The 25,886-nt window shown below is 40.1% G+C and carries 27 protein-coding genes; 24 read left to right on the top strand and 3 right to left on the bottom strand.

Annotated features, from left to right (window positions below):
• The first annotated feature begins 191 nt into the window (after positions 1-191).
• The 19 genes from FTU38_RS13315 (at position 192) to der (ending at position 19,441) form a co-directional block, all read left to right on the top strand.
• Positions 192-347 carry a hypothetical protein gene (locus FTU38_RS13315; RefSeq protein WP_180066162.1) on the top strand — a complete coding sequence of 52 codons (156 nt, stop codon included), beginning with the start codon at positions 192-194 and terminating at the stop codon, positions 345-347.
• A gap of 570 nt (positions 348-917) precedes the next feature.
• Positions 918-1,733 (top strand): hypothetical protein, encoded by an 816-nt coding sequence (locus FTU38_RS13310; RefSeq protein ID WP_257225724.1) that lies wholly within the window; start codon positions 918-920, stop codon positions 1,731-1,733.
• Positions 1,734-2,568: 835 nt separating this feature from the next.
• A complete protein-coding gene (locus FTU38_RS13305; RefSeq protein WP_180111478.1) occupies positions 2,569-3,069 on the top strand; it encodes a hypothetical protein in 501 nt (166 codons plus the stop codon).
• 92 nt (positions 3,070-3,161) lie between these two features.
• The gene (locus FTU38_RS13300; RefSeq protein ID WP_180005391.1) at positions 3,162-3,890 is read left to right on the top strand and encodes a molecular chaperone; all 729 of its coding nucleotides are present in this window, start codon (positions 3,162-3,164) and stop codon (positions 3,888-3,890) included.
• 5 nt (positions 3,891-3,895) lie between these two features.
• A complete protein-coding gene (locus FTU38_RS13295; protein WP_180111476.1) occupies positions 3,896-6,205 on the top strand; it encodes a fimbria/pilus outer membrane usher protein in 2,310 nt (769 codons plus the stop codon).
• Positions 6,206-6,218: 13 nt separating this feature from the next.
• Entirely contained in the window at positions 6,219-6,629 is a 411-nt protein-coding gene (locus FTU38_RS13290) for a hypothetical protein (protein WP_180007213.1), read from the top strand.
• 475 nt (positions 6,630-7,104) lie between these two features.
• Positions 7,105-7,578: a sensor histidine kinase gene (locus tag FTU38_RS13285; RefSeq protein ID WP_180111474.1), complete on the top strand. Its 474-nt coding sequence runs from the start codon at positions 7,105-7,107 to the stop codon at positions 7,576-7,578.
• Positions 7,579-7,697: 119 nt separating this feature from the next.
• A complete protein-coding gene (locus FTU38_RS13280; protein WP_373684001.1) occupies positions 7,698-8,975 on the top strand; it encodes a glycosyltransferase family 4 protein in 1,278 nt (425 codons plus the stop codon).
• Between the two features lie 190 nt (positions 8,976-9,165).
• A complete protein-coding gene (locus tag FTU38_RS13275) occupies positions 9,166-9,717 on the top strand; it encodes a phosphatase PAP2 family protein (protein ID WP_168378457.1) in 552 nt (183 codons plus the stop codon).
• Between the two features lie 121 nt (positions 9,718-9,838).
• Entirely contained in the window at positions 9,839-10,039 is a 201-nt protein-coding gene (gene iscX / locus FTU38_RS13270; protein WP_078189615.1) for a Fe-S cluster assembly protein IscX, read from the top strand.
• Between the two features lie 109 nt (positions 10,040-10,148).
• Positions 10,149-10,580, top strand: a complete 432-nt coding sequence (gene ndk, locus FTU38_RS13265; RefSeq protein WP_078189614.1) for a nucleoside-diphosphate kinase — start codon at positions 10,149-10,151, stop codon at positions 10,578-10,580.
• Positions 10,581-10,703: 123 nt separating this feature from the next.
• Complete coding sequence (gene rlmN, locus FTU38_RS13260; protein ID WP_168378458.1) at positions 10,704-11,939, top strand: 23S rRNA (adenine(2503)-C(2))-methyltransferase RlmN; 1,236 nt, start codon at positions 10,704-10,706, stop codon at positions 11,937-11,939.
• Between the two features lie 15 nt (positions 11,940-11,954).
• On the top strand, positions 11,955-12,758 hold the full coding sequence (pilW, locus tag FTU38_RS13255) for a type IV pilus biogenesis/stability protein PilW (protein ID WP_078189612.1): 804 nt from the start codon (positions 11,955-11,957) through the stop codon (positions 12,756-12,758).
• Positions 12,749-13,543: a RodZ domain-containing protein gene (locus FTU38_RS13250; protein WP_180111470.1), complete on the top strand. Its 795-nt coding sequence runs from the start codon at positions 12,749-12,751 to the stop codon at positions 13,541-13,543. The genes pilW and FTU38_RS13250 overlap by 10 nt, the downstream gene beginning before the upstream one ends.
• 23 nt (positions 13,544-13,566) lie before the next feature.
• A complete protein-coding gene (gene ispG, locus FTU38_RS13245) occupies positions 13,567-14,688 on the top strand; it encodes a flavodoxin-dependent (E)-4-hydroxy-3-methylbut-2-enyl-diphosphate synthase (protein ID WP_180011668.1) in 1,122 nt (373 codons plus the stop codon).
• A gap of 3 nt (positions 14,689-14,691) precedes the next feature.
• Positions 14,692-15,987: a histidine--tRNA ligase gene (hisS, locus tag FTU38_RS13240; protein WP_180111468.1), complete on the top strand. Its 1,296-nt coding sequence runs from the start codon at positions 14,692-14,694 to the stop codon at positions 15,985-15,987.
• Positions 15,988-16,017: 30 nt separating this feature from the next.
• Complete coding sequence (locus FTU38_RS13235; RefSeq protein ID WP_180073271.1) at positions 16,018-16,716, top strand: tetratricopeptide repeat protein; 699 nt, start codon at positions 16,018-16,020, stop codon at positions 16,714-16,716.
• The gene (bamB, locus tag FTU38_RS13230) at positions 16,713-17,858 is read left to right on the top strand and encodes an outer membrane protein assembly factor BamB (RefSeq protein WP_078189607.1); all 1,146 of its coding nucleotides are present in this window, start codon (positions 16,713-16,715) and stop codon (positions 17,856-17,858) included. Before FTU38_RS13235 ends, bamB begins: the two co-directional genes overlap by 4 nt.
• Positions 17,859-18,031: 173 nt before the next feature.
• Positions 18,032-19,441: a ribosome biogenesis GTPase Der gene (gene der / locus FTU38_RS13225; RefSeq protein ID WP_078189606.1), complete on the top strand. Its 1,410-nt coding sequence runs from the start codon at positions 18,032-18,034 to the stop codon at positions 19,439-19,441.
• Positions 19,442-19,517: 76 nt separating this feature from the next.
• On the opposite strand, the gene FTU38_RS13220 is transcribed toward der, so the two are convergent.
• Entirely contained in the window at positions 19,518-20,087 is a 570-nt protein-coding gene (locus tag FTU38_RS13220) for a hypothetical protein (RefSeq protein ID WP_168378459.1), read from the bottom strand.
• Positions 20,088-20,364: 277 nt separating this feature from the next.
• On the opposite strand from FTU38_RS13220, the gene FTU38_RS13215 reads away from it, so the two are divergent.
• Positions 20,365-21,006, top strand: a complete 642-nt coding sequence (locus tag FTU38_RS13215; protein ID WP_180111466.1) for a 4'-phosphopantetheinyl transferase superfamily protein — start codon at positions 20,365-20,367, stop codon at positions 21,004-21,006.
• Between the two features lie 89 nt (positions 21,007-21,095).
• Here the strand turns inward: FTU38_RS13215 and FTU38_RS13210 are convergent, their stop codons facing one another.
• Both FTU38_RS13210 and FTU38_RS13205 read right to left on the bottom strand, forming a co-directional pair.
• Positions 21,096-21,515, bottom strand: coding sequence for a hypothetical protein (locus FTU38_RS13210; protein WP_180111464.1), 420 nt, complete (start codon positions 21,513-21,515; stop codon positions 21,096-21,098).
• Between the two features lie 165 nt (positions 21,516-21,680).
• The gene (locus tag FTU38_RS13205) at positions 21,681-22,457 is read right to left on the bottom strand and encodes an SDR family oxidoreductase (protein ID WP_180111462.1); all 777 of its coding nucleotides are present in this window, start codon (positions 22,455-22,457) and stop codon (positions 21,681-21,683) included.
• Between the two features lie 104 nt (positions 22,458-22,561).
• Here FTU38_RS13205 and mazG point away from each other — a divergent pair, with 104 nt between their 5' ends.
• The 4 genes from mazG (at position 22,562) to folK (ending at position 25,851) form a co-directional block, all read left to right on the top strand.
• Positions 22,562-23,356 (top strand): nucleoside triphosphate pyrophosphohydrolase, encoded by a 795-nt coding sequence (mazG, locus tag FTU38_RS13200; protein WP_180111460.1) that lies wholly within the window; start codon positions 22,562-22,564, stop codon positions 23,354-23,356.
• A gap of 37 nt (positions 23,357-23,393) precedes the next feature.
• Positions 23,394-23,765, top strand: a complete 372-nt coding sequence (locus FTU38_RS13195) for a ComEA family DNA-binding protein (protein WP_257225722.1) — start codon at positions 23,394-23,396, stop codon at positions 23,763-23,765.
• Between the two features lie 134 nt (positions 23,766-23,899).
• Entirely contained in the window at positions 23,900-25,369 is a 1,470-nt protein-coding gene (gene pcnB / locus FTU38_RS13190) for a polynucleotide adenylyltransferase PcnB (protein WP_180111455.1), read from the top strand.
• Complete coding sequence (gene folK, locus FTU38_RS13185) at positions 25,366-25,851, top strand: 2-amino-4-hydroxy-6-hydroxymethyldihydropteridine diphosphokinase (protein WP_180005386.1); 486 nt, start codon at positions 25,366-25,368, stop codon at positions 25,849-25,851. The genes pcnB and folK overlap by 4 nt, the downstream gene beginning before the upstream one ends.
• The last annotated feature ends 35 nt before the right edge of the window (positions 25,852-25,886 follow it).

Raw genomic sequence — 25,886 nt, 5'->3', positions numbered from 1 at the left:
TCGTTTGAAGGATAAAAAAAGAATTGGGATTCAGCCCCAGGTTGAAACTTAATACGAGATCAAAGGGGTCAATTTTACTTTGCCATTTGAAAGGTAAAAGGGGTCAATTTTAGAATGCCGTTGACATTCTAGAAAGTATGTGATTTTAAGTTTGACTAGAACTGCTTTAAATCTACTCATCTGGTCACATTATGGGGATAGTTAAAAAAGGTGTTGTGATCGGAATAGACACATGCAAAGCAGGTTTTGAAGATGGTGATCAATTTATTATTCCTTCAACAAAAGGGGAGTTGAGATATTTAAAAACAGCGCGAAGCAGGCCAATGTGGCAAGTGTTGAAAAATTAATGTCGGTAGGAAATTCAAATATTTTAAATTGGGATAATGAAGAGGTTTTAATAAAGAGGTTTTAATAAAGCATGGTTTGCTTTATAAAATGCAGGAATGGGCATACGAAGAGGAAGTAAGTATTGTAAAAAATATTAGAGATGCTCAATTCGGGTATTATTTTTCTACAAAAACACATGCATATATCAATGACCAACTTTGGCAAAGAGTCCTATTGCAAACACGTCCAATATTTATACATTAAAATTGCCTGAAGAAGCCTTTGTTGAAGTATATGTTGGGAAAAATGCATATATTGATCTTAGAAGAAAGCAAGAGCTTGTGAAGCCAGTAATTGATCATAAGAGGTAGATCAGTTTGAATTACTGAAAGATCTAAGTATTGAATCTAATATTGGTTTGAAATGCATTTCATTAGATTTGGAAACATGGTCTTTAAAAGCGAATCAAATTTAATTTGATGGTTTTGAGTCATGGGTGGTTTCAAAACTCCTATATTTGTGTCAGCTGAGTTGAATTTAGGTTGTGATAGAGTAGGCATTATTCATGCTGCATGGAGTGTGTAATTGCAATGAAAATGTCAAAACTCTCTTTTTTACTCGCTCTTTGTCTACCTGTGATTAGTTTTGCACAAGATGCTGAGATAGCACAAAAGCATTTACCTGATGTTCGGATATCCATGCAGCGGATGCTTCGCTCGACTGAAGGACGCTATTTCTTAGATTTGTATGCTGGTATATGGAATCCGCACGGGACTTTGACTGATCTGCAAGAGCCCAAACAAATTAACTTTAAAGGGACTCAAAAAGCTGATTTTATAGATCTGAATTCAGTCAATGTTGGGACTGAACAAAGTGCGGCAACTGCTTATCGATTAGCAGGAACATTGAATGCAAATACAGGCTCGTTTAAAGCTGAACTGATGGAAAAAACGGTACCACCATCTACAAGTTATTTACAGTTTGAACCTGCGTTTAAAGCTGCAGATAAACCTATCCTGCTGTTTAAGTTTTATGGGGTGCAATCTGCAGACCAACCTTATGGGAAGTCACTAAAACGCGTAGATGTAATTAATAAGTCAAATGGCGAGGTACTACAGTCATTACAAGGCTTTAATGCCTTTGGGAATAGTATGGGATTCTTAGATGTAAACTTTGATGGATACTATGATGTTGTACTTTCGGATACCTCTGATGGTCGAAAAATAGAAGATAAGCGATTTATTTATTGGATGTACAATCCTAAAACGAAGAATTTTCAACGCTCACCGCAATTGGAGAAAATTGCTGGCTTCCCAAAATTAAAAGGAGAGCTGCAGCAGATCGACTTTGGATCAGGTCAAATCTTTCGAGTCGATCAAGGATTGCTTTATCCAGTCAGTGAGTAAGTTAAATTTTTTAAAAAGCCCCATAACTTGGGGCTTTTTTTATTTATAGAATTTTCTAAAGAAGAATTCAGGCAGTTTAAAAAGAGGTAGTCCGTATTTTGAATAAAAAAGCAAAGTAAAATGAGTGTTGAAAGAGAGGGAGGGAATTTCTATATATGTGATAATTCACGTAATAAATGAGATTCTAAAAATTTGAAAAACAAAAACTGAAATTTCAAGAAAGAAAATATGATTTACAAAAGCTTAACATTGGAAACTAAGACGTGTTTCAAAACCTGTAATTTAATACAAAGGCTCAGTATTTGGTGACGTAATTCTTGTATTGCGTTTCAAAAGACATACCTGAAAGTGGTGATTATACATTCGAGATTCTATTTAAAATTTAAATTTAATCGGTCTTTACTATTAATATAGTTGAATATTCACGTAGTATTGGTTTGTTTGAAAATTATTTTGAACTATTTCACAAATATTTGGTGAAATATGTAACAGCCTATATTATTTTTAATGTTACTAAATTTAATAAAAACAATAAGATATGTTATACCAAAAAATAGGGATATGAAAAAAATCCCCAAAATTTGGGATAAAGAGAAAAATTAAATAAAAATATAAAAATTAAAAATATTTAATATATTACAGCCACATAATTTAAATATTCGTAAAAAATAATATTACATTAATATTCGTGTGAATATTCCACATTAGGTTCTTTTTTTCTCCACATGATTAAGAATGAATCAGCACCTAGGGAAAGTAAGATTAATTAGTTTTTCTTAACAAATATCCTTTGATGCACATACTAATAAATCTCATATGAGAATGGAGAAGTGAAATGTCTACATCTAAAATTTTAACCGCAGTACTATCTGTAACATTGTTCGTAGCACTTCCAGCAACATCTGCAATCGCTGGTGGTAAAAAAGAATCTAAACAATGTGGCGGTGCGCCGTGTGAAGGCGAAATCGACATCGAGTTACAGATTCTTAAAGCATGTGAGCTTTTGGTAGGTAAAGACATCAAACTCGTTGAAGACAGTTATAGGGGTGCTAGTGGCTTTACAGTTACAACGAACACTCCATATACATTAAATCTATCTACGCTAAACGCGGGTTCAAGTGCAGATACTTTTGTAAAACATGAAACCACTAGTGACAAAGTATTTACAAAAATCACGACTTCAAAAGGTGGTGTGAATTATCCAATCGGTTCTACACCTGTAACTGGTATGAGCGTTGATAACTTTGCTGTATCTGTAGCTCCAAAAAATACAATTTCAGGTACTCAACGTGCTGGTACATACAAAGATACTTTATATATCAAAGTAGCTTACTAATCCAAATTTAGGGAGTTGATTCTACACAGTTAGGGTCAACTTCTTTTTATTTTTGAATTGATAATAATATTTAAATGTACTGGGGTGGGTATATGAAAAGTTTATTCAAAGTCGTTTCATTTAGTTTAATGACTTGCTTATTGAGTCCTCAAATATTTGCAGGTATTTCAATTAGCCCTGTGCAGTTATATTTAACCGATAAATCTAAACAACGCAGTGCGACATTTACTTTGGAGTCGAAAGGGGATGATGAGACACCACGTATTTTTGAGGCTCAAGCATTTAAATGGACTCAAAATGCCGCAGGGGAAGATGTTCTTTCACCTGAATCCAATATTATTATCAATCCGAAGAACTTTATTTTAAAACCAAATTCAAAACAAATGGTTCGTGTGGGTTTTACTCAATCTGTAGAAAGTATGAACCTACAACAAGAAGAAGCATGGCGTATTCTTTATACTGAGCTACCTCAAGTGACGAACTCTGAATCGAAAATTGCACTGTTATTAAGTATTAATGTGCCATTTTTTGTCGGCAAACAAGAACCCGCTTATTTGAAATTTATTGCTAAAAAATCGAATGGTCGCACCATTATTCAGGTTGAAAATTTAGCAAAATCACACATTCAAATCCAAAAACTTTATGTCATCGATAAAAGCAAGAAAACAGTCGCTGAATCTTCCGATATGAAATATTTATTGGCATTAGGTAAAAACCAATACGACATCGGGAGTGTTTCTTTACAAGGCGCTAGTAATTATAAAGTCGTTGTGGAAACAGATAAAGGTGACACTCCTTTGGAGTTTAATTTAGTTGAGTAGTGGCTATGAATAGAATTACATTGCTTCTATATTGTATTTTATGTGCTAATTCTGCTCATGCAGAAGCTGTTGATATGCCTGATGATTTATTTCCAACCAGTATTTGGGTAAACGAAGTAGACCGCAAGAGCGAAGTATTATTACTGACTGAAAATAACAAGTTTTATATAGAGTGCGCAGATCTTGATAAGCTGCAAATTAAAGTAGAAATTCTGAAACGACATGCAACTAAAAATTCATTTTGTTTGGTAACGGATCAAGATATTCATTCTGGATTTGATCCTCAATTGCAAGCTATCAAAATTAATCTTCCATCAAAATATTTCTTTGGGCTAGAAACGGATGCCTTAATCAGTCAGCCGATGCCTGCAAATTTTGGTGCATTTCTCAATTATGAAATGCACTTTGAAAATAACACTCAACATAATAATTTTGGTGTACTGCCTGAACTTGGGGTGTTTAAAGACAATTGGATTTTAAGAAATAATGCCTTTTATCGAAATAATAAAGGGGATGATTATCGTGAAGAAAAATTTGTAAGGTTAAATAGTAGTCTTGAGTTTGATTTCTCCAAAAGTGCGACCAAGCTGATTATTGGTGATACGACCTCTGCCTATAGCGCATTAATTCATGGTGTGCGATTTGGTGGTTTGAGTTTTGGTACAGACTATACGTCACGTCCAGATTTTGTGTATTGGAATATTCCAAGTCTAAAAGGTAGTGCAGTTTTACCTTCGACTGTTGATTTATATATTGATGGCGTAAATATTTATCAGAAAAAGATTTCACCTGGAGATTATAACTTACAAACAGGTGCCAATATTGAAAGTGCAGGTACAGCGCAAATGGTTGTACAAGATGTCTTGGGGAATACCACTGTTCGAAGCTTCCCGGTGTTAATTAGTAGTAAATTGCTCAAAGAAGACTTAAATGATTACAACATTTCATTAGGGAAACTACGCTTCAGTTATGACGAAGAAAATAGTGATTATCGCGATTTTTTCAGTTCAGCCTATTGGCGTAGAGGTGTCACCAGTCGTACCACGTTGGGTGCAAGTGCTACCTATAGTGACAAAGTAAAAAATGCAGGACTGCTATGGACGCAAGCGGTCAATCGATGGTTTGTTTTAGACAGTATTTTTTTAGGCAGTAAAACCGATAATGACGATGGCTATTCTGCAGGTTTGGCTATTAGTCGTAATTTCGGGAAACTCAATTTTGGTGTGAGTTCACGCTACGCTACAAATGATTATCGGGCGTTAGGTTATGAAGATAATCATATTTTTCCAAAATTTGAAAATATGGCGTATTTGAGTTTTGCTAATTTCCCATTCTTTCAAAATTTAAACCTGAACTATATCGAACAAACCCAGTATGAATCTAATGATCCTTTATTTGAATTAGAGGATCGCAAAATGCTCACAGTGGGTGTGAGTCGCGAAATCACACAGAATTTAATGTATACCGCCAATTATTTTAAAGAATTTGGTGATAGCGATGACTCAGGTGCTTTTATTACATTTTCTTATAATTTTGGTGGTGGTAAACGTATTCAGGCTGATGCAGGTACCAATAAATCCGGCGGTGTACGTTTCATCCAAAATGCATTTGGTGAATATGGTGCAAATTATGCGCTAGGTGTGGATTATCGTAATGATGAAACGGTATTAAATGCCTATGGTGGTTTGTCCACTAATGTTGGTGATTTAACCCTAAGTCATCTCTATAGTGAAAATGATTCAACAACACAGGTTGGCTACCGTGGCGCTATGGTGTGGTTGGGTGGTCAATACGCATTGACCAGTTTTGTCGATAATGCTTTTGCTTTAGTGAATGTTGGTGGTCGTGAAGATATTGATGTCATGCGATCAATGTCTCCAGTCGCGAAAACCAATAAAAAAGGCTATGCCTTTGTACACGATATCGTTCCTTATATTAATTACGATATTTCATTCGATGAAAACCAATTGCCGATCGAAAGCAAAGTTCCGAATGCTGCACATCGTTTAGTTGCGTTAAGACAGCGTGGTTATAACATTAATTTTTCAGTATTTGATACACAACAAATATTGGTCAAAATATTGGATGAACAAGGTCATCAATTTGTGGCAGGAAGTGAAGTTGCAATTGATACCCCAGAAGCTGATGTTTATCCAGTGGGTTCAGATGGCACGGTAATGTTATATGGTTTGGTTGAAGGCTACTACAAGTTGACGGTGAGGACCAGTGGTGGTCGATCTTGCCAAACAGCTTTAACAGTGCCGAAAAAGGTAGAAAACCAAACTCCTGAATTAATTACATTGCAGTGTAAATAAAGGAGTATTTCCAATGAAAAGTATTTTACTCATCTCAGCAGCGTTATTTAGTTCAATGACATTTGCAGCGCCGAGTCGTTGTGAAATGGGACGAATCAGTGAAACCAATATGCGCTTGGCGAATTACTATAATAGTCAAGCGGCAAGTTCATTTAGTGTCGATTGTTCCGGTAAATACCGCATACGCTTTAATAGCCGTAATTTGCAGGATACTTCGGGCAGTAGTTTTGTGACGAATGGCCCGATTAAGCTCAAAACACGGATGACTGTTTCAGGTGCGATGGAAAATCTGTGGAATGTTTCTACCGAGCAAGGCGCTGGCAAAAATAACTATGTGATTGCTGTGCGTTTGGTGGAGCGAGTGAATGCAACGACACCAGCAGGAATCTACCGCGATACAGTCTTTGTAAATATGGTGTTTTGAGTTGCTTAGCGACAAAATTTATTTCAAGCCCAAGGTGATTATATGCGGAGTGCTGATTTCGTTCATACCGCTAGATTGAAGCTTGATGATAGATATTTAGGTGAATCTTGGGCTTTAATCTAAGTAGCTTAATTTTCTGCTATGCATATAAAGTCAGAAATGAAGGAAATTTGATTTCAGCATATGCTTCCCCGAAAACTACTTTGGGTGTGGCGATTTTTTTTGCACTACGCTTGACTAAAAGTGTAAGACGAATTGAAAAATTTAATGGCACTTTGGCCACACTGGTCGCACAAACAAATGAGAGTAAATACACATTTTACACAATCATTATCAGTTGGAAATGGAAAATATTCGCTTGCAAGAGCGTATTCAAATAGCACATGACCTACATGATGGCTCAGCTCGATCATTGCGATTAATGGCATAGGCTGAGCAGAGCGCCAAAGATCTGACCAATCCACAATTTTTATCGATGTTGAAAATTTTAAGAGATGATTTACGACAGATCATTGATAGTGGTCCTAGTTTAGGCACTAAACTGCCTGAAACCCCTTTGTTATGGATGGCACCCTTTAGGCACCGTTTTAATCAGTTATTTGATGAGCTCGATATACACGCTAAATGGTCAGTTCCTGCAAAATGGGAAGTGGATGTTACCCCATTGGAATGTTTAACCTTACAGCGTGTAGCCGAAGAAGCATTAACCAATATTGTGAAGCATAGTCATGCGACCGTGGTGCAGATTCGGATTTATTATGAAAACTCGGCATTGATAATGGAAGTGGAAGACAATGGTGTGGGGTTTGATGTGGATCTGGTTAATCAAGCCGGTTTGAGTGTGGGGCTTCGTAGTATGAGTGGGCGTTTAGAGCGGATGAACGCAGATATGCAAATTACTTCTCGTGCGGGTCAGACGATTTTAAAAGTGATTAAAAATTACGGATAAATCATGATTTTGTAGATGAAATAAGATAATTTCTTTCAATAAACTGTCATCAAAAAATCATCAAAATGCAAAAAACAGCTGCTTAAACTGTGGATATACATTTATAAGAAGCATGTAAGATCATGACAGAATCGGCTATCAATTTGGGGCGTATGCAGGATGAACCTGCACGCTTTCAATTCCAATTTAAGCATATGCAATCACGAATGGATGTGCAAACGGTCTCAACCTTAATCCGTCCAGGTCTAAAAATCGCCATTGTGACAGATACGTGGGCCCCAGAAATTAATGGTGTTGCACATTCTTTATTGCAGTTGTGTAAAGGCTTGCAGCAACAAGGCAACTCAATTTTTTTAATACGCCCTGAACAATCCGAAAGTTGTCAGGATTTCAGGCCTGATCAAGAGTGTTTGGTTCGAGCGCAGTCGATTCCTAAATATTCAGGTTTACAATTTGGCTGGCCGCAACTGATCAAACTCAGTAAAGCTTTAAAAAAAGCCCAAGTCGACATTGTGCATATAGTCACTGAAGGGCCTTTGGGTTTTGCTATGCTTCAACTGGCGCGTTCTTTACAGATTCCTGTGTCCAGTGGTTTTCATTCGGCCTTTCATGATTTTAGTCGCTTCTTTGATTTAGCGTTTTTAATGAAGCCCGTACAACATTATTTACGATGGTTTCATAACAATACTCAACTCACCTGTGTACCGAGCCAAGATACTGCAGATGCCTTGCATCGATTAGGTTTTAGTTGCCCATTGGTGGTGGTCGGGCGAGGTGTGGACCATAGTCGATTTTCTCCCTCACACTATCAAGCAGAACTGAGACAACAGTGGCAAGCAGATGAACATACCCGCGTGATGCTCTATGTCGGAAGGCTATCTCCTGAAAAAGAAGTGGATGTTTTGATTTCTGCCTACCGTTCGATGTTGGCTATGGATGCACGAACGAAATTGGTCATTGTGGGTGATGGGCCTGATCGTGAACGACTAATGCAACTGGCAAAATCCCTAGATGTTATTTTTATGGGAAGTTTAAGTGGTCAGGCTTTATCGGAAGCCTATGCCAGTGCGGATGTTTTTGTTTTCGCAAGTCAGGTTGAGACCTTTGGTAATGTGGTTTTGGAGGCGATGGCTAGCGGATTGCCTGTGATTGCATATAATGCTGCATGTGCCCAACTGCACGTGAGAAATCAGCAAACGGGATGGTTATGTCATTTATCTCGAACCGATGAATTTATACGTCTTATGCAGCAATTGCCGCAACGCGCTAAATTAAAAACCATGGGCATCGAGGCGGCAAAAGACGCTGCTAAAATTGGATGGCAATATCCCGTACAGCAATTTGAGCAAGCGCTATATCGCGTGGTGGATCAAGCCATGATGAGCCAATGGAGCTAGCGCTATTGGTTATATACTGGTTGAGCATCCTCATAACCAATATTCATTGAACTGTCATCAAAGCATCATTGCACTGTCAAAAAGACAACTTAAGCTGAGTCAAACACAGATCTCAACTTGTAAAAATAACAACACAAATCTAGCTCAACCCCAACATAGTCAGGCTTTGACTGTAGATAGGAGATTAGCGATGAATTTTAAAAATGCAAAAACAAGAATGCTGCATCTCGATTTAAAAGGCTGTATTTATCTCAATCATTTTTCGCATCAACAAGTTGTCGCTGACATATTTAAAATGGTGAGTAGACTTGGTGATGGTGTGTTTTGGTATGTCATGTTGGCGACGGTCTGGATCGTGCAGGGCATGTATTACAGTGTACAAATCGTCTATATATTACTGGGTGGTTTCGTCGGCACCTCGATCTATAAACTCCTCAAAAAGAAAACTGTGCGCCCAAGACCGTACCAAGTGCATCAAGTGATTCGCTTAGGTGAACGCCCTCTAGATCATTTTAGTTTTCCATCGGGGCATACTCTACATGCGGTCATGGCAACAACAGTGCTGGGCTATATTCAACCCATGCTGTTGGTCTTAATGTTGCCTTTTAGCTTATTGGTGGCATTATCTCGCATGATCTTAGGTTTGCATTACCCGAGTGATGTTGCTGTCGGTGCTGCTATAGGTGCTGCAGTGGGTGCGGCGATTATTCTCTGTGCACCTCTTTTGGGTTTGGTTTTATAGTTTGATGTGGACATCACAATTGCAAAATCTGGTAATAAAAAAATTAAAAGGGTTTATCACGTCCAATTGCTGAAATTTGTTAAAGTAAGCCATCATTCTATAGACGATGTTAGGAAGACCCATGGGTTTACGCTGGACAGATACCATTGATATCGCAATTGAGCTGTATGAAGCTCACCCTGATGTTGATCCGCAATGGATTCGCTTTACTGACCTACATGCATGGGTATGTGCATTGCCAAATTTCACTGATGACCCTGAAAAGTCGACTGAAGGTCTGCTTGAGGGAATTCAGATGGCCTGGATTGATGAGGCAAGTTAATCCCTACATCGAAAAAAGCAATTTTTTTGTATAGCAAAAGCAGAAAATAGCGCATTATTCGGTATAATGCGGCAAATTTTTCACGTCAAATTGACTTAAGGAGCCTCTCATGGCTATTGAACGTACTTTATCTATCGTTAAACCAGACGCAGTTGCTAAAAACCACATCGGCGACATCTTTGCTCGTTTCGAAAAAGCGGGTCTTCAAATCGTTGCAACTAAAATGAAACACTTGACTCAAGCTGAAGCTGAAGGCTTCTACGCTGAGCACAAAGAACGTGGTTTCTTTGGTGACCTAGTTGCATTCATGACTTCTGGTCCAGTTGTAGTTTCAGTTCTTGAAGGCGAAAACGCAGTTCTTGCTCACCGTGAAATCCTTGGCGCAACTAACCCTAAAGAAGCTGCTCCTGGTACTATCCGTGCAGACTTCGCTGTAAGCATCGACGAAAACGCTGCTCACGGTTCTGACTCTGTAGCATCTGCTGATCGTGAAGTTAACTACTTCTTCGCTCAAACTGAGATCGCTCCACGTACTCGTTAATTCGAAGTATTCAAACCAGATAAGTGGTATACTGCTTGTCTGGTTTTTTTATTCTCTGAATAATTCTTTGCTCAATAACTGAGCTTCTCCTTTGATCTTTAGACATGGTTTAGGTAATTACACATGAGTACTGAAGTAGTCGCTACATCAGCTGTTTCTGATGCACAGCAACAATCTCCATCCGCTCCGACGCAGAAAAATACTGTGGAGAAAGTGAATTTACTGGGCATGTCACGTCCGCAAATGGAAAAATTCTTCGAAGAAATGGGGGAGAAGAAATTCCGTGCTGGGCAGGTGATGAAATGGATTCATCAGTTCTTCGTGACTGATTTTGCTGAAATGACCAATATTTCTGGTAAATTGCGTGAAAAACTAGAAAAGATTTGTGAAATTAAAGCGCCTGAAGTGGTGCATAAAAATTATTCAAAAGACGGTACTCGTAAATGGGTGTTCCGTGTAGGTGATGGTGCAGGTTCATTGGTTGAAACCGTGCTCATTCCTGCAGAAGATAAAACCGGCGCACGTAAGACCTTGTGTATTTCGTCACAAGTGGGCTGTGCTCTGGACTGTTCATTCTGTTCAACTGGGAAACAAGGTTTTCAACGTGACTTGAGCCAAGCTGAAATTATTGGACAGCTTTGGATGGCGAACTTCTCTTATATGGAAGATGTGCCAGTTGCGGATCGTGAACGTTCAGTGACCAACGTGGTGATGATGGGCATGGGTGAGCCGTTGTTGAACTATGATGCTGTATTGAATTCAATGCGTATCATGTTGGATGACTTTGCGTATGGCATGTCGAAGCGTCGTGTGACTTTATCAACATCAGGTGTGGTGCCTAAAATTGACCAATTGGCACAAGACATTGATGTAGCCTTGGCAATTTCACTCCATGCGCCAAATGATGAACTACGTAACGAACTTGTTCCGATCAATAAAAAATATCCGTTGGAACAATTGATTGCTGCTTGTCAGCGTTATATCGCCAAAGATGGCAATGAAAGTTCACGTAAACATGTGACCATCGAATACGTGATGTTAGATGGTGTAAATGACCATCCTGAACATGCACAGCAAATGTTAAAGCTGTTGAAAAACTTACCAAGCAAAATTAATTTAATTCCGTTTAACCCGTTCCCGCATGCGCCATACGGTCGTTCAAGCCGTAACCGTATTATTTCTTTCCAAAAAACTTTGTCTGATGCCGGTTTTGTGTGTACGATTCGTCAGACACGTGGTGATGATATCGACGCTGCGTGTGGACAACTCGTGGGGCAAGTTGCTGACCGTACTCGTCGTGCGGAGCAATGGAAAAAGAAAGTTGCGCAGCAAAATGAGATACTGCGCTCACAAGGATAATAAAGAGGCAGCCAATTGAAAAAGTTAACGTATAAGTTCACTTTCGTTTCAGCTTTATGTGCATCGGTTTTGGCATTAACAGCATGTCAAACGCCTGAGATTGGGAAAAAAGACCCAGAGAAAGCCGTAAAAATCAGAACGCAATTGGCTGTTGAACATCTGAAAGCAGGGGATTTGGACTCTGCTAAACGCGCATTAGATCAGGCTTTAGAAGTGGATTCTCGCGATTCCCAAGCCAATATGATGATGGGTGTCTTACTACAACGAGAAGGCAGCCCAGCCAACTTAGAAAAAGCAGATAGTTATTTTAAGCGTGCAATTTCAGCAGACTCAAAAAATTCTCAAGCGCGTAACAACTACGGTACGTATTTATACCAAGTTGAGCGCTATAATGATGCGATTGAACAGTTCAGCATCGCAGGTTCAACTTTAGGTTATGATCAACGTTTCAAAGCATTGGAAAATTTAGGTCGAATTTACCTGAAAGTGGGTGATGTGGCGAATGCTGAAAAATCATTCAAACAAGCTTTGCAGGCTAATCGTGATTCCTATGTTTCAATGTTAGAGTTGTCTGAAATCTTTTATTTGAATCAGCAGTTCCCTGCTGCCACACAAATGTATGAACAATTTGTACGTGCAGTAGGACAAAAAAATCAGGGTGCGCGCGCACTCTGGATTGGCATTCGAACAGCGCGTGCCAATGGCGACAATTTGGGTATGCAAGTACTGGTTAACCAGTTACGTGCTTTGTTCCCAGAAAGTCCTGAATACCAACGCTATTTGCAATTACAGTACAGTACTGAGGCCGTATGGAAGTAAATCCTAATTCACCGCAATCGAATGGTTCGAGCGTAGCTCCAAATGCATTAGGAAATGTACAACGCCCAGGTGAGTATTTACGTCAAGTACGTATTACGCAAAAACTGGAACTTGAAGCTGTCGCATCAGAACTCAATATTCCATTAAAAACACTGACTGCACTTGAGCAAGATGATTATAAGTCATTGCCTGAAGCGACCTTTATTAAAGGTTACTACCGCACTTATGCCAAATATTTAAAAGTTGATGCAACCAATATCATTCAACGTTTTGATGATATTTATGCTAACGATACGGGTTTGTTGCCAAATCACGCGTTAAACAATTCACCGATTAAAATTATGGGTAAATTACCCGGTTCTAACCGTGACCGTAATCGTAAATGGATCAAACGTGGTCTGATTGCATTGGCGGTGTTGGTGGTCATTGGTGCGATCGTGGCAGCGATTCAGGGCATGACCTCGGGCAGCGATAATGAAGACGCTGTGACCAGTGAAGTCGCTTCAGAAGTTCAAGTCCTCGAGATGAATGGCGGGAATGCAACAGTCAGCGGTGATCAATTGACATTGACCTTTAGTAGCCCGACTTCAGTACATATTGTTGATTCGACGGGTAAGGTGTTGGCGACTGGTCGTCAAGCATCGACGCTCAACTTAAACGGTGAAACACCATTCCAAATTCGTTTGGATGATGCAACAGCAGTGTCATTAAGCTTAAATAATGAAAATATTTCATTGTCACCATATACCGTAAACGGCAAAGCAGATTTCCGTTTATCACGTTAAGGGACAACAGAGCAGACTGAACAATGATTGAAAATCCAATTAAGCGCCGTCCAACGCGTAAAATTAAAGTAGGTTCGGTGTATGTCGGTGGTGATGCGCCGATCAGCATCCAAAGTATGACCAATACTGAAACCTGTGATGTCGAAGCGACCGTGGCACAGATTCAGCGCTGCGTTGATGTAGGCGCAGACATCATGCGTGTGTCTGTACCGAGTATGGAAGCTGCTGAAGCTTTTGGTGAAATTCGTAAACGTGTGCAAGTGCCATTGGTTGCCGATATTCACTTTGATTATAAAATTGCTTTACGTGTTGCAGACCTTGGTGCAGATTGTTTGCGTATCAACCCGGGTAATATTGGCTCAGAAGCTAAAATTCGTGAAGTAGTAGCTGCTGCACAACATAATGACATCTCTATGCGTATTGGTGTCAATGCCGGCTCACTGGAAAAAGATATTCAAAAGAAATATGGTGAGCCTACAGGTCAGGCCTTGCTTGAATCTGCAATGCGCCATATTGATATTTTAGACCGTTTAAATTTCCATGAATTTAAAGTGTCAGTCAAAGCATCGAATGTATTCCTGACTATGGATGCTTACCGATTACTTTCTGCACAAATTGATAACCCATTACACTTAGGTGTGACTGAAGCAGGTGTCTACCGCACGGGTTCAGTCAAATCTGCTATCGCTTTAGGCGGTTTGTTGATGGAAGGCATTGGTGACACCATGCGTATTTCATTGGCCGCAGAGCCTGAAGAAGAAATCAAAATTGGCTTTGATATTTTAAAATCATTGGGCTTACGTTCAAACGGCATTAACTTTATTGCATGCCCAAGTTGTTCGCGCCAAGAATTTAATGTCATCAAAGTCATGCAAACATTGGAAGAGCGTTTAGAAGATATTCGTACCCCAATGGATGTATCGGTGATTGGTTGTAAAGTGAATGGTCCGGGTGAAGCCAAAGAAGCCGATATTGGTGTAGTAGGTGCAAGTCCGCGTTCACTGGTGTATCGTAATGGCGAAAAGAGCCATTTAATTGACACAAATCAGTTGGTTGACGAAATCGAAGCGATGGTTCGTCAACGTGTTAGCGATCTTGAAGACGCTAAAGCTAAAGAGATTATTCGCACAAGTTTTTCTGAGTAGATCATGAGTTCAATCGTCGCAATCAAAGGTTTTAATGACATTCTCCCTACGCAAAGTCCTGCATGGAGACGTCTAGAACAGCATCTATCTAGCCTGATGGATGCTTATGGTTATCAGCAAATTCGCTTGCCGATTGTGGAGCAGACTCATCTGTTCAAACGTTCTATTGGTGATGCAACGGATATCGTTGAAAAAGAAATGTACACATTCTTAGACAAAGGTAATCCGCCTGAGTCTTTGACTTTGCGTCCAGAAGGAACAGCAGGGTGTGTACGTGCAATGCTTGAACATAACTTACTTCGTGGTGCTACACCGCGTGTATGGTATGTCGGCCCAATGTTCCGCTATGAAAAACCACAAAAAGGTCGCTACCGTCAGTTCCATCAATTTGGCGTAGAAACCTTTGGTGTTGCAACACCAGATCAAGATGCAGAATTGATTTTAATGACTGCGCGTTTGTGGAAACGCATGGGCGTTGCAGATAAAGTTCAATTAGAACTCAATACATTAGGTGAGTCTGATGAACGTTCTGCCTATCGTGCGGCATTGGTTGAATTTTTAGAGTCACATAAAAATGACTTAGATGAAGATTCTCAGCGTCGTCTCACCACAAATCCACTGCGTATTTTGGATTCTAAAGATGCGAAAACACAAAGCATTTTGGAAAATGCGCCAAAACTTCACGACTTTATGGGTGAAGAAACGTTGGCTCACTTTGCCCAATTGCAGCAGTATTTGACTGACGCTGGTGTTGGTTTTGTGATCAATCAAAAATTGGTTCGTGGTCTCGACTACTACAATAAAACGGTCTTTGAATGGACAACTACACACTTAGGTTCTCAAGGAACGGTATGTGCTGGTGGTCGTTATGACGGTTTAGTCGGTCAGCTTAAAGGTAAAGCAGACCAGTCGGTGCCTGCTGTTGGTTTTGCAATGGGTATGGAGCGTTTGCTTCTTCTACTTGAACAAGTGGAAGACAATACCCCAGTGCGTGACTGTGAGCTATTCTTGGTTTCAGATCCTGCAACTCAAGGTAAAGCGTTGGTGCTTGCTGAACAAATACGTGATCAACTTGAAGCAGCGGGTAGTAACATTCGCTTAAAAGTTGGTTCACAAGGTTCAATGAAATCGCAAATGAAAAAAGCTGACCAATCGGGTGCTTTATTTGCTGTGATTTACGGTGAACGTGAGCAAGCAGCAGGGCAAGTGCTGGTGAAAGAGCTAGCGATTGCAGAACAACACGAAGTGAATGTGGCAGACTTTGTTGCCTTCATTATCGAAAAAATTTCTTCAAAATAATCCCTATAACATAAGGAAAAAGGTAATTTCATGAGCGCATTGAGTGAAGAAGAACAACTTGATAATTTAAAATCGTTTGCTAAAAAATATGGCTCTGCCATTGTTAGCGGCATTTTAATTGCGTTGATTGCCTTTTTCGGATGGGAATACTGGCAGAAGAAAACTTTGGCTGAATCACAAATGCAAACAGCCAAAGTCCAGCAGTTAATGGATGATGCTCAGTCGGCGACGGGTGACGCTTTTACACAACTTTCTGCGACTGCAGATAAAATTGTAAAAGAAGCGCCAGATTCGCCACAAGCCATCCAAACTCAGTTGCTTATGGCAAAATTGGCGTATGATAAAGCGGATTATGCCAACGCTGAAAAAGCTTTGAAAAAAGTTGAAAATTCAAAAGTTGATGATGCAGGCTTAGTTCAATTGGTGAAATTACGTTTGGCGTATGCACAATTGGCACAAAAGAAATTTGATGAAGCATTAAAAACTTTAGAAGCGGTTAAAGAACCTGCTTTTCAAGCAACTGCAGATGAAGCCCGTGGCGATGTCTATGTTGCAAAAAATGATATCGAAAATGCAAAGAAAGTTTATCAAAGTGCATGGGAAGCTTTGGTTGAGCGACAAGAAGAACGTCAAATTTTACAAATTAAACTCGAAAGTGTAGGCGTTTTAGTTGATGATCCTGAAATTGAACGTCCGATTATAGATACACAAGTGGAAGCAACTGAATGAATAGAAAATACAAAATTACCTGTGCGCTGACAGTTTTAACACTTGCTTTGGCTGGTTGTGCAAATAAAGGAAAAGTAGAAAAAGTAAAACCAAATCCTTTACCAAAATTGGAACAGGCAAAAACTTTAGCACCTGTATTTTCAAACAGTGTGGCTTCAACTGAAGAAGCAGATCCACTACGTTTACGTATGGATGCAGATAATGGCGTTGTTTTTAGCGTAAATCCTAATGGTGAAGTTCAAGCCTACAAAGGCAAAGAGCGTTTATGGCAGAAGAAAATCTCTAAACAAGGTTTGACTGCAGGTGTAGAAGCAGCTGACGGAATTGTGGTTGTTGGTAATGCAAAAGGTCAATTATTTGCATTAGATCAGGCAACAGGTGAACAAAAGTGGACAGCGCAATTAACCGGTGCGTTACTTTCACCGTCGTTGATTCAAGCAGGTCGCGTTATTTCAGTTACCAATGATGGTACGGTATACGCAAACGATGTGGCAACGGGTCAACAAACTTGGACCTATAACTTGCCAAATGTGCAGTTTAGTTTACGTGGTATGGCAGCACCGGTATCACTCGATGCGCGTCATGTTCTCATCGCTTCTTCAAATGCCTATATCTATGTGATTGATGCATTGAGCGGTATTCCGAAAATGCAGCGTCGTGTTGCAGTGTCAGACGGTCGTTCAGATGTACAACGTCTCATTGATATTGACGGTGAACCGACTGTAGCAGGTCAATTTTTAATTACCACCAGTTACCAAGGCCAAGTGACAGCGCTTGATCTTGCCTCACAACAAGTGATCTGGAGCAATGATGCGAGCAGCATTCAGCGTCCTGAAGTTGCGGGCAATGGTGTCTTTGTGACACAAACTGATGGTAAAATTGTGGCTTATGAAATTACCACTGGTCAAACATTGTGGGAAAATGACCAATTGCTTAATCGTAATTTGAGTAACCCAGTGATGTTAGGTCAAGACCTTGTGGTTGGTGATCTGGATGGTGTACTTCACTTAATCAACCCAGCGACAGGTGAGTTGGTTGGTCGTTCTAAAACCAGTGGTGAAGTACGTTCACTACGTGTAATTGACAATCAATTATATGTGTCGACACGTAAGGGTGCATTAAGCATTTGGCAGAACCGTTAATTTTTCTGCGGCTTATGTTAAAATAAGCCAAACCGTATTTTTAACGCGGGGGATTGAATCATCAATGCCCCGTGTTTTTATTTATTTTAGGCATTTATCCTATTTCCATTCTTCCTAAGCTTTCTGATGTTCAGACCAGACCAAACTGGCTGATCTGGAATAAAGGTTAATCTATGAAACCCGTAATTGCGCTCATTGGTCGTCCGAACGTCGGAAAATCAACGTTGTTTAACCAGATAACCAAGAGCCGTGATGCTCTCGTTGCTGACTTTGCAGGTCTGACTCGTGACCGTAAGTATGGTGACGCGACTTATCAAAATAAATCCTTCATCGTCGTTGATACTGGGGGTATTGGCGAAACTGAGGGCGGTATCGACTCGTACATGGCAGAACAGTCAAAAACTGCCATTAATGAAGCAGATATTATTGTCTTTGTGGTCGATGCGCGCGCAGGCTTATTGGCATCTGATGAGCAAATTGCACGTGACTTACGTACGCTAGGTAAAAAAGTTTATCTTGTTGCCAACAAAGTTGATGGTGTTCATGCCGAAGCAGCTTTAGTTGAATTCTTCAAATTGGGTATGGGTGAACCACTTCAAGTGGCTGCCAGCCATGGTCGTGGTGTTCAGCAAATGCTTGAAGAAGTGTTAGCTGAAGTGCCTGAAGATGAAAGTGAAGAACAACACGATAAAGACACTGGCTTACGTTTAGCGATTATTGGTCGTCCAAACGTGGGTAAATCGACTTTAGTGAACCGTTTGTTGGGTGAAGACCGTGTGGTTGCATTTGACCAACCGGGTACTACACGTGACTCGATTTATATCCCATTTGAACGTGATGGCCGTAAATACACATTAATCGATACTGCGGGTGTACGTCGTAAAGGTAAAGTGGACGAAATGATCGAGAAATTCTCGATTGTGAAAACTTTACAAGCGATGAAAGATGCGCATGTTGTGGTTATTGTTGTGGATGCACGTGAAGGGATCGTTGAGCAAGACTTGCATTTGATTGGTTATGCGCTTGAAGCAGGCCGTGCGATGGTGATTGCCATCAACAAATGGGACAACATGTCTGACTACGACCGTAAACAATGTAAATTAGATGTTGAACGTCGTTTTGACTTTATTCCATGGGCAAAAATTCACTTAATTTCTGCACTTCACGGTACAGGTGTTGGTGATCTTTATCCATCGATCCACCGTGCTTATGATTCTTCTCATTTGAAAGTATCACCTGCGAAGATTACTCAAATCTTGAATGATGCAACTGATGCACACCAACCACCAATGGTTCAAGGTCGTCGTATCAAAATGCGTTATGCACATATGGGCGGACAAAATCCACCGACGATTGTGATTCATGGTAACAAAGTCGATAAAACGCCAAATGACTATCGTCGTTACCTAGAAAACGTGTTCCGTAAAGTTTATAAACTTGAAGGTACGCCAGTCAAAATTGAATTTAAAACCTCTGATAACCCATTTGAGGGTCGTAAGTCGCAAATCGATGAGCGTACGGCTGCACGTAAACGTCGTTATGTTCAGAAGTTCAAAAAAGCGGAAAAGAAATTCAAACGCTAAGTTTAGATGAACAAAAAAAGCCTGCAGATATGCAGGCTTTTTTATTTCACTTTATTTATCTAAAAAGATGTAGAAATTAGTTTTTACACTTTTTAGCTTGGCGGTAAATATCAATATTATCCAGGTTAGCTTGAGCAATTTCCATGGCTTGCTGTGCGCTGCTGCTATCCTGTTGGGTATTTTTATTGCCCGAAAAAGCCGTAGCAAATTGTCCCATACGGGCCGCTGTTTCAGATTGACCTGAAAATGCGGATAGCGCGTTACCAGCAAGCCCCGCCCATTTTGAAACTTGGTTATTTTGCTGTGCTGACGCTTGGCTTAATGCCAGTTGTGATGCTTCCAATGTACGTTCGAAAGTTTTACGCTCAACGCTCAGGTCTGTGCAATCCAAGGTTTTTAAATAACTGGTGCTATAAACACTATTGTTGGTTTGGCTAGCTTGATTGAAATTTGAGGCATAGCCACGGTCTGCTTGAGCCACGGCATTGGCAGCTTCTTGACGGCTTTGATTCATACGAGCTTCAGCTTGGTCCATAATCGCGCCATTTTTGGCACCCATCACTGCAACAGCTGCATCCAATAAACCTGCTTGAGCGAAACATGGTAGGACACAAAGTGAACTGATTAAGGTGATTTTTCTTAGCATCTGGTTTACCCCGAGTTTTAAATTAAAGTTATAAGAATCTAGAGTATTTTATCTAATTGAAGATGTATTTAAAATATTTATTATACTTAAGTATTTGAATGTATTTATAATATTTAATATTTCTTAAGTGTTTTGAAATATTTTTAAACTGAGTTTTAAAATCTCGATAAGTCAAAGGACCGATGCGCTCATCTGTATTGTGGTGTATTTTGTGTCGGAGAGTCGCATAAAATATAGCGTCATGGACGTAGTGTAAAAGATATTGGATCAATAACTTATGGCGAAAATTCAGCTTGAATATAGTGCAATTACTGACTTCTTTGTGGAGCCGCATGGCTTGAGTCGTCAAGAGGTAATTGCCGTGCGTAAACAAGCCATTTACCAATATCGAAATCAATTACTCGGGCAGCGGCTAAATAGGTCAGTTGAAAATTCAGATTTTTCAAAGTCTGCGTTTGGTAAGCCTTTTCTTCCTGATTTGCCACATTTTCATTTTAATCATAGTCATAGCCAGCAGCATTATGTATTGGCCAGCAGTGAAAAAATCGCCAATATTGGTGTGGATATTGAGGATTTAAATCGAAAAGTTCGTTTTGATGCGATGGCTCAACATAGCTTTCATCCCGAAGAATTGCTCAATTGGGAGAACTTTGAGCATGATCCTGATTTTTGGTTTAAAGTTTGGACCACCAAAGAGGCGGTACTTAAAGCATCAGGTTTAGGGATTCGAGTGAACCTGAATGAACTGAATACACAGTGTCATCCTGAGCAGAATGGTGGGATGTGTAGTCATCCCGCAATTGGCACTTTTGCTTATCAGAATATTCAACTGCCGCATGTGATGTTGACGGTGGCATGGCAAAGTGAACAATCTTGCCGAGGTTTTCATTTGCCTAATATTGAGTTGAATGTCTTATAAATCGGTATGACATATAAATCACCATGAAAAAAGCCCTGTTCTGGCTGAACAGGGCTTTTTTTTGAAAATCAATCTAAACTGGCTTTAGATTAGATTTTGCATTTTTTAGAACCTTGGTAGATACCAATGTTGTCGATGTTTGCTTGAGCAGCAGATTTGTTCGCTTGTTGAAGTTCAAGGTTGCCTGCATCAGAAGTATCTTGCTCACCAGCCAAGCTGTTTGCAATGTTGCTTGCACGAGCAGCTTTTTCAGAGTTACCACCGAAAGCAGCAAGAGCGCCACCTGCTAAACCAGCAAATTTGCTCAATGATTTGCCTGGCGCTTGAGCAGATGCTTGGATGTTTGCAATGTTTTTGTCAGCAGCTTCTAAAGAGCGCTTAGCATTCGCTTTTTCAACAGCAAGAGTTGCACAATCCATCGCTTTTAATTCTGAAGATGCGAATTGAGTTGTAGCAAAAGCAGAAATTGAAATAGAAGTAACAGTTGCAAGAACAAGTAATTTTTTCATGAAATAATTCACTTTTATTGTTAGAAAATAAACGCCCGAAAGTAATGGGCGGGTGAATATTATTCAAAAAAAGGAATTTTGTCCTGTTAAAATGTGACAATTGTGTAACTTTGTGTAATTTGCGTACAAAAATGATTGCAAAATTAAATGATTAGTAACACGTTGCTATTTGGGTTTTTGTGCAATCCAAATATTACTTAAGCGGTTGACAAATTGCGGGCTAAACTTCGATAAATTAAATAAAAATTTAGCTTTCATCCCTACAGGTGTATGTGTGGCCATTAAGACCGAATCCCGTTTTTGTACCAAGGCATAAATTTGCTGAGCGACATCGCTCGGTTGAAGATTGACGCCCATTTTCTTAATACTTTGTGCATCCATGTCTTGCACCATCGCGGTTTGAACAAATAAAGGCATCACATCTAAAACGCGAATATTGTATTTTTGCCATTCAATATCCAAACTTTCAGTGAACCCACGTACAGCAAATTTAGATGTGGCATAGCTGGCTAAATCTGCTTGTCCATAAATTGCTGAAGCTGAAGAGAGGTTAATCACACGAGCAAAATTGCTTTGTTTTAAATAGGGAAATGCCGCATAGCAACCGTTTATCACCCCTTTGACATTGATATCAATTGTTCGGTGGTGTGCAGACAGTTCCGTATGTTCAAAGCTGCCTGAATGCAGAATTCCGGCATTATTGACTAAGATATTCAGCTGACCTGCCCAAGCAACAAATTCTGCTAAAGCGCTTTGCCATTGCTCTGGTTGTGTCACATCTAAAAGCCCAGCTTTGGCATGGCTACCGAGTTCAGCAGCTAATGAGGTGACTTGAGATTGGTTAATGTCGTAGAGCCCAACTTTATAGCCTTGTTGTATGAACAGTCGTGCAATTGCTGCACCAATCCCTTGTCCTGCACCGCTAATAAAAATACTTTGCATGTTATGCTTCCCTGAATTGAGTTGCTCATTCCCTGAGTGAATTTTGAGCATATCAAATTCTGTAATCGAAACAATGTACTGATGAGTAAATAGCTGGAGTTCACATGGAACAATTATTAGCAGTGATGAAAGAATTACGTGAAAAATGTCCATGGGATCAAAAGCAAACCCCAGAAAGTCTGACTCGTTATGCCATCGAAGAGGCCTATGAAGTGGAAGCGGCAGTTCGTTCAGGTCAGAGTGATGATGTACGAGATGAACTGGGAGATTTATTACTACAAGTGGTTTTTCAGTCGCAGATGTATAGCGAACAAGGCGCGTTTAATTTTCAAGATGTGGTGCAAGCCATTACAGATAAATTAATTCGCCGTCATCCCCATGTGTTTCAGGCAGAGCAATTCTCAGCACTCAATGCGGATGATGTGGCAACACTATGGAAACAGATTAAACAACAAGAAAAAGCGGGGAAATCAGCATCTAGATTAGATGAGGTTAAACATGCTCCTGCATTAAGCCAAGCAGATGAAATTCAAAAAAATGTGGCGAAAATAGGCTTTGATTTTCCAGATATTGAAGGGGCCTATGGCAAGCTTGAGGAAGAGTTGGGGGAATTAAAAGAGGCCTTAGCAGGCAAAAAATCCGACGAAATATTTGATGAATTTGGTGATTGCTTATTTTCTCTGGTGAATGTTGGACGTAAGATTGGCATCTCAAGTGAGATGGCACTTTTAAGTACCATTCATAAATTTAGAAGCCGCTTTGCTTATATTGAAGCACAGGCCACATTACTACAAAAACATGTAGAAGACTTGTCCCTGACTGAAATGGATCAGTTATGGGAACAGGCAAAACAACAATTAAAACAACAGGCTAAATATGTACCACACCCTAAAGAATAAATACTTTACGCAACTTCTTGTCTTGGTTTTGAGTTTAATGGCAGATTTAACTTTTGCGCAAAGCCCTTCGGGCTACGCGGAATGGAAAGCCATGCAACAAGCCAAAGATCAACAATTAAAAAAGCAATCTGAGGCCTCGAAGCCAAAAGCGACAACTGCGCCTAGCAATGCCAACTATTATTTGTCACGACCCAGCACCCAACAAAATAGTCGAACAGATCAGGTACGTTTAAATACAGCCTCAGTCGATGAACTGCAAACATTACATGGAATTGGTCAGAAAAAAGCAGAAGCAATTGTGCAATATCGTAAAAGTAATGGCTTATTTAAAAGCATTGATGATATTCAACAGGTTAAGGGAATCGGTCCTGCGCTGTTTGCTAAAAATAAAGCAAAATTGGCACTTTAAGTGAAGTGTAAAAAAAAGAATTAGGTTAAGCTCAGCTTGAGCATTGAGATAATCAAATTGCCCTTTGATTGTGTTAGAGATATCATTAGCGACATCTTAAGAATTTTACGTTCAGACGTAGGAGACAGCGTCTTTTGCAAACTTTGCGCGCGTCCAAATGTGGTTTATCAACCGCACAATTACCTTCTTCCATTTTAGATGTGATTGATGCCTTAACTAAGGCAGGCTATGAAGCTTATATCGTGGGTGGCGGTGTCCGTGACCTAATGTTGGGTCATGCACCTAAAGATTTTGATGCCGTAACTAATGCGACACCAGCTCAGGTGAAAGAAGTCTTCGGGCGACGTTGCCGAATTATTGGTCGTCGTTTTGAGCTGGCGCATGTCTACTCAGGACGTGAACTGATCGAAGTTGCGACCTTCCGTGCGCCACCTAAAAAAGCCGTGACTTCTGCTGCGGGCATGATTTTACGTGATAATAATTGGGGGACGATTGAGCAAGACTTTGCACGTCGTGACTTCTCGATCAATGCAATGTATTACCAACCACGCAAAGGTGAAGTGCTAGATTTTTGTCATGCAGTAGATGACATTAAGCATAAAACGTTGCGTTTATTGGGTGATCCACAATTACGTTTTGAAGAAGATCCTGTCCGGATGCTTCGGACTTTACGTTTTGCAGCCAAATTAAACTTTAATATTGATGAAAAAATTCTGGAAGTCTTTACTCCAGAACTTACTCAATTGCTGCGTGATGTGTCTCCACATCGTTTATACGATGAGTCACAAAAGCTCTTTACCATGGGGCATCTCAATCGCGTCTTACCGATGCTGATCGATTTTGGTATTTGGTATCAATTATTTGCAGATATCAAACCAGTCGTAACCCCATTTATTGAGTTGGCTGCAAAAAATACCGATCAACGTATTTCGATTGGGAAAACCATTAACCCTGCATTTTTCTATGCCGTGTTATTGTGGATTCCGTTCCAAGAACGTTGTACGTTCTATCTGAATAAAGGTGTGGTTCCTGCTGAAGCACGTGCTCAAGCAGGCTTAGATGTATTGAAACGTCAGGCTACACGAACCATTATTCCACGCTTTGCCGAAACATTTATTCGTGAAGTTTGGGAAATGCAAACCCGTTTGCTGAATCCAAAACCACAGCAAATTGAAGCACTTTCAGGTCATGCACGTTTCCGTGCAGGCTTTGACTTTCTGCTGCTGCGTGAAAAATCGGGCGATATAAGCACGCAAGGTATGGGCCAGTGGTGGGATGCTTATCAGCAGATGAGCACTGACGAAAAAGAACTGGCAATTAGCCAATACAATCGTCAACGTGCCAAGAGTCGTCGTAAAGCGGCGCATGAAGATGTGGAAGCCAAAACTTCTGCACATCAGCAAGTTGAAATTGAACCGCTGGTGAATGAACCAGAAAGCAGAAGTCGCCGTCAACGTAAGCCTAAATCACATGCCAACAGTCCAGCGACAGTGTCAATCGTGGCAGCGTCAGCCAGTGGTGAAATTGGTGCAGATCATCCGATTTTAAAACGTAAACGTGTGAAACGAGATTTGACTCAGGTTATTTTTGGGCCAACACAATGACGCTGACATATATTGGTTTAGGCAGTAATTTAGGTGATTCTCTACAGATCCTCAGTGAAGCGGTGCATAAACTTGCGACACTCGGTACAGTGAAAGTCTCACAACTGTACCAAAGTCCGCCAATGGGTCCACAAGATCAGCCGAATTATTTAAATGCAGCGGTTGCATTAGAAACGGATCTAGCACCTTTGGCTTTGTTAGATGAATTGCAACGCTTTGAACAAGAGTCGGGGCGTGTACGCCTACGTCATTGGGGGGAGCGTACACTGGATTTAGATTTACTGATTTATGGTGAACAGCACATTCAAAATGAACGTTTGACGGTGCCTCATGTTGGTGTTTTAGAACGTGATTTTGTGTTGAAACCTTTGTTGGATTTAGATGAGAATCTACAGATTAAAGGACAACCATTAAAAGATTTACCTATTTTGAATAATCCAAATTTAACTGTATTGGATGCAGGAAACTGGGCCCATCTTTAATTTTTGTATGACCACTTGAGAAAGCCGTCATCTGA

The sequence above is a fragment of the Acinetobacter sp. YH12098 genome, from assembly GCF_013419235.1.
Lineage (GTDB): Bacteria > Pseudomonadota > Gammaproteobacteria > Pseudomonadales > Moraxellaceae > Acinetobacter > Acinetobacter amyesii.
Note: the sequence above shows the minus strand (reverse complement) of the source record. Positions and strands in the feature narration are given on the sequence as shown.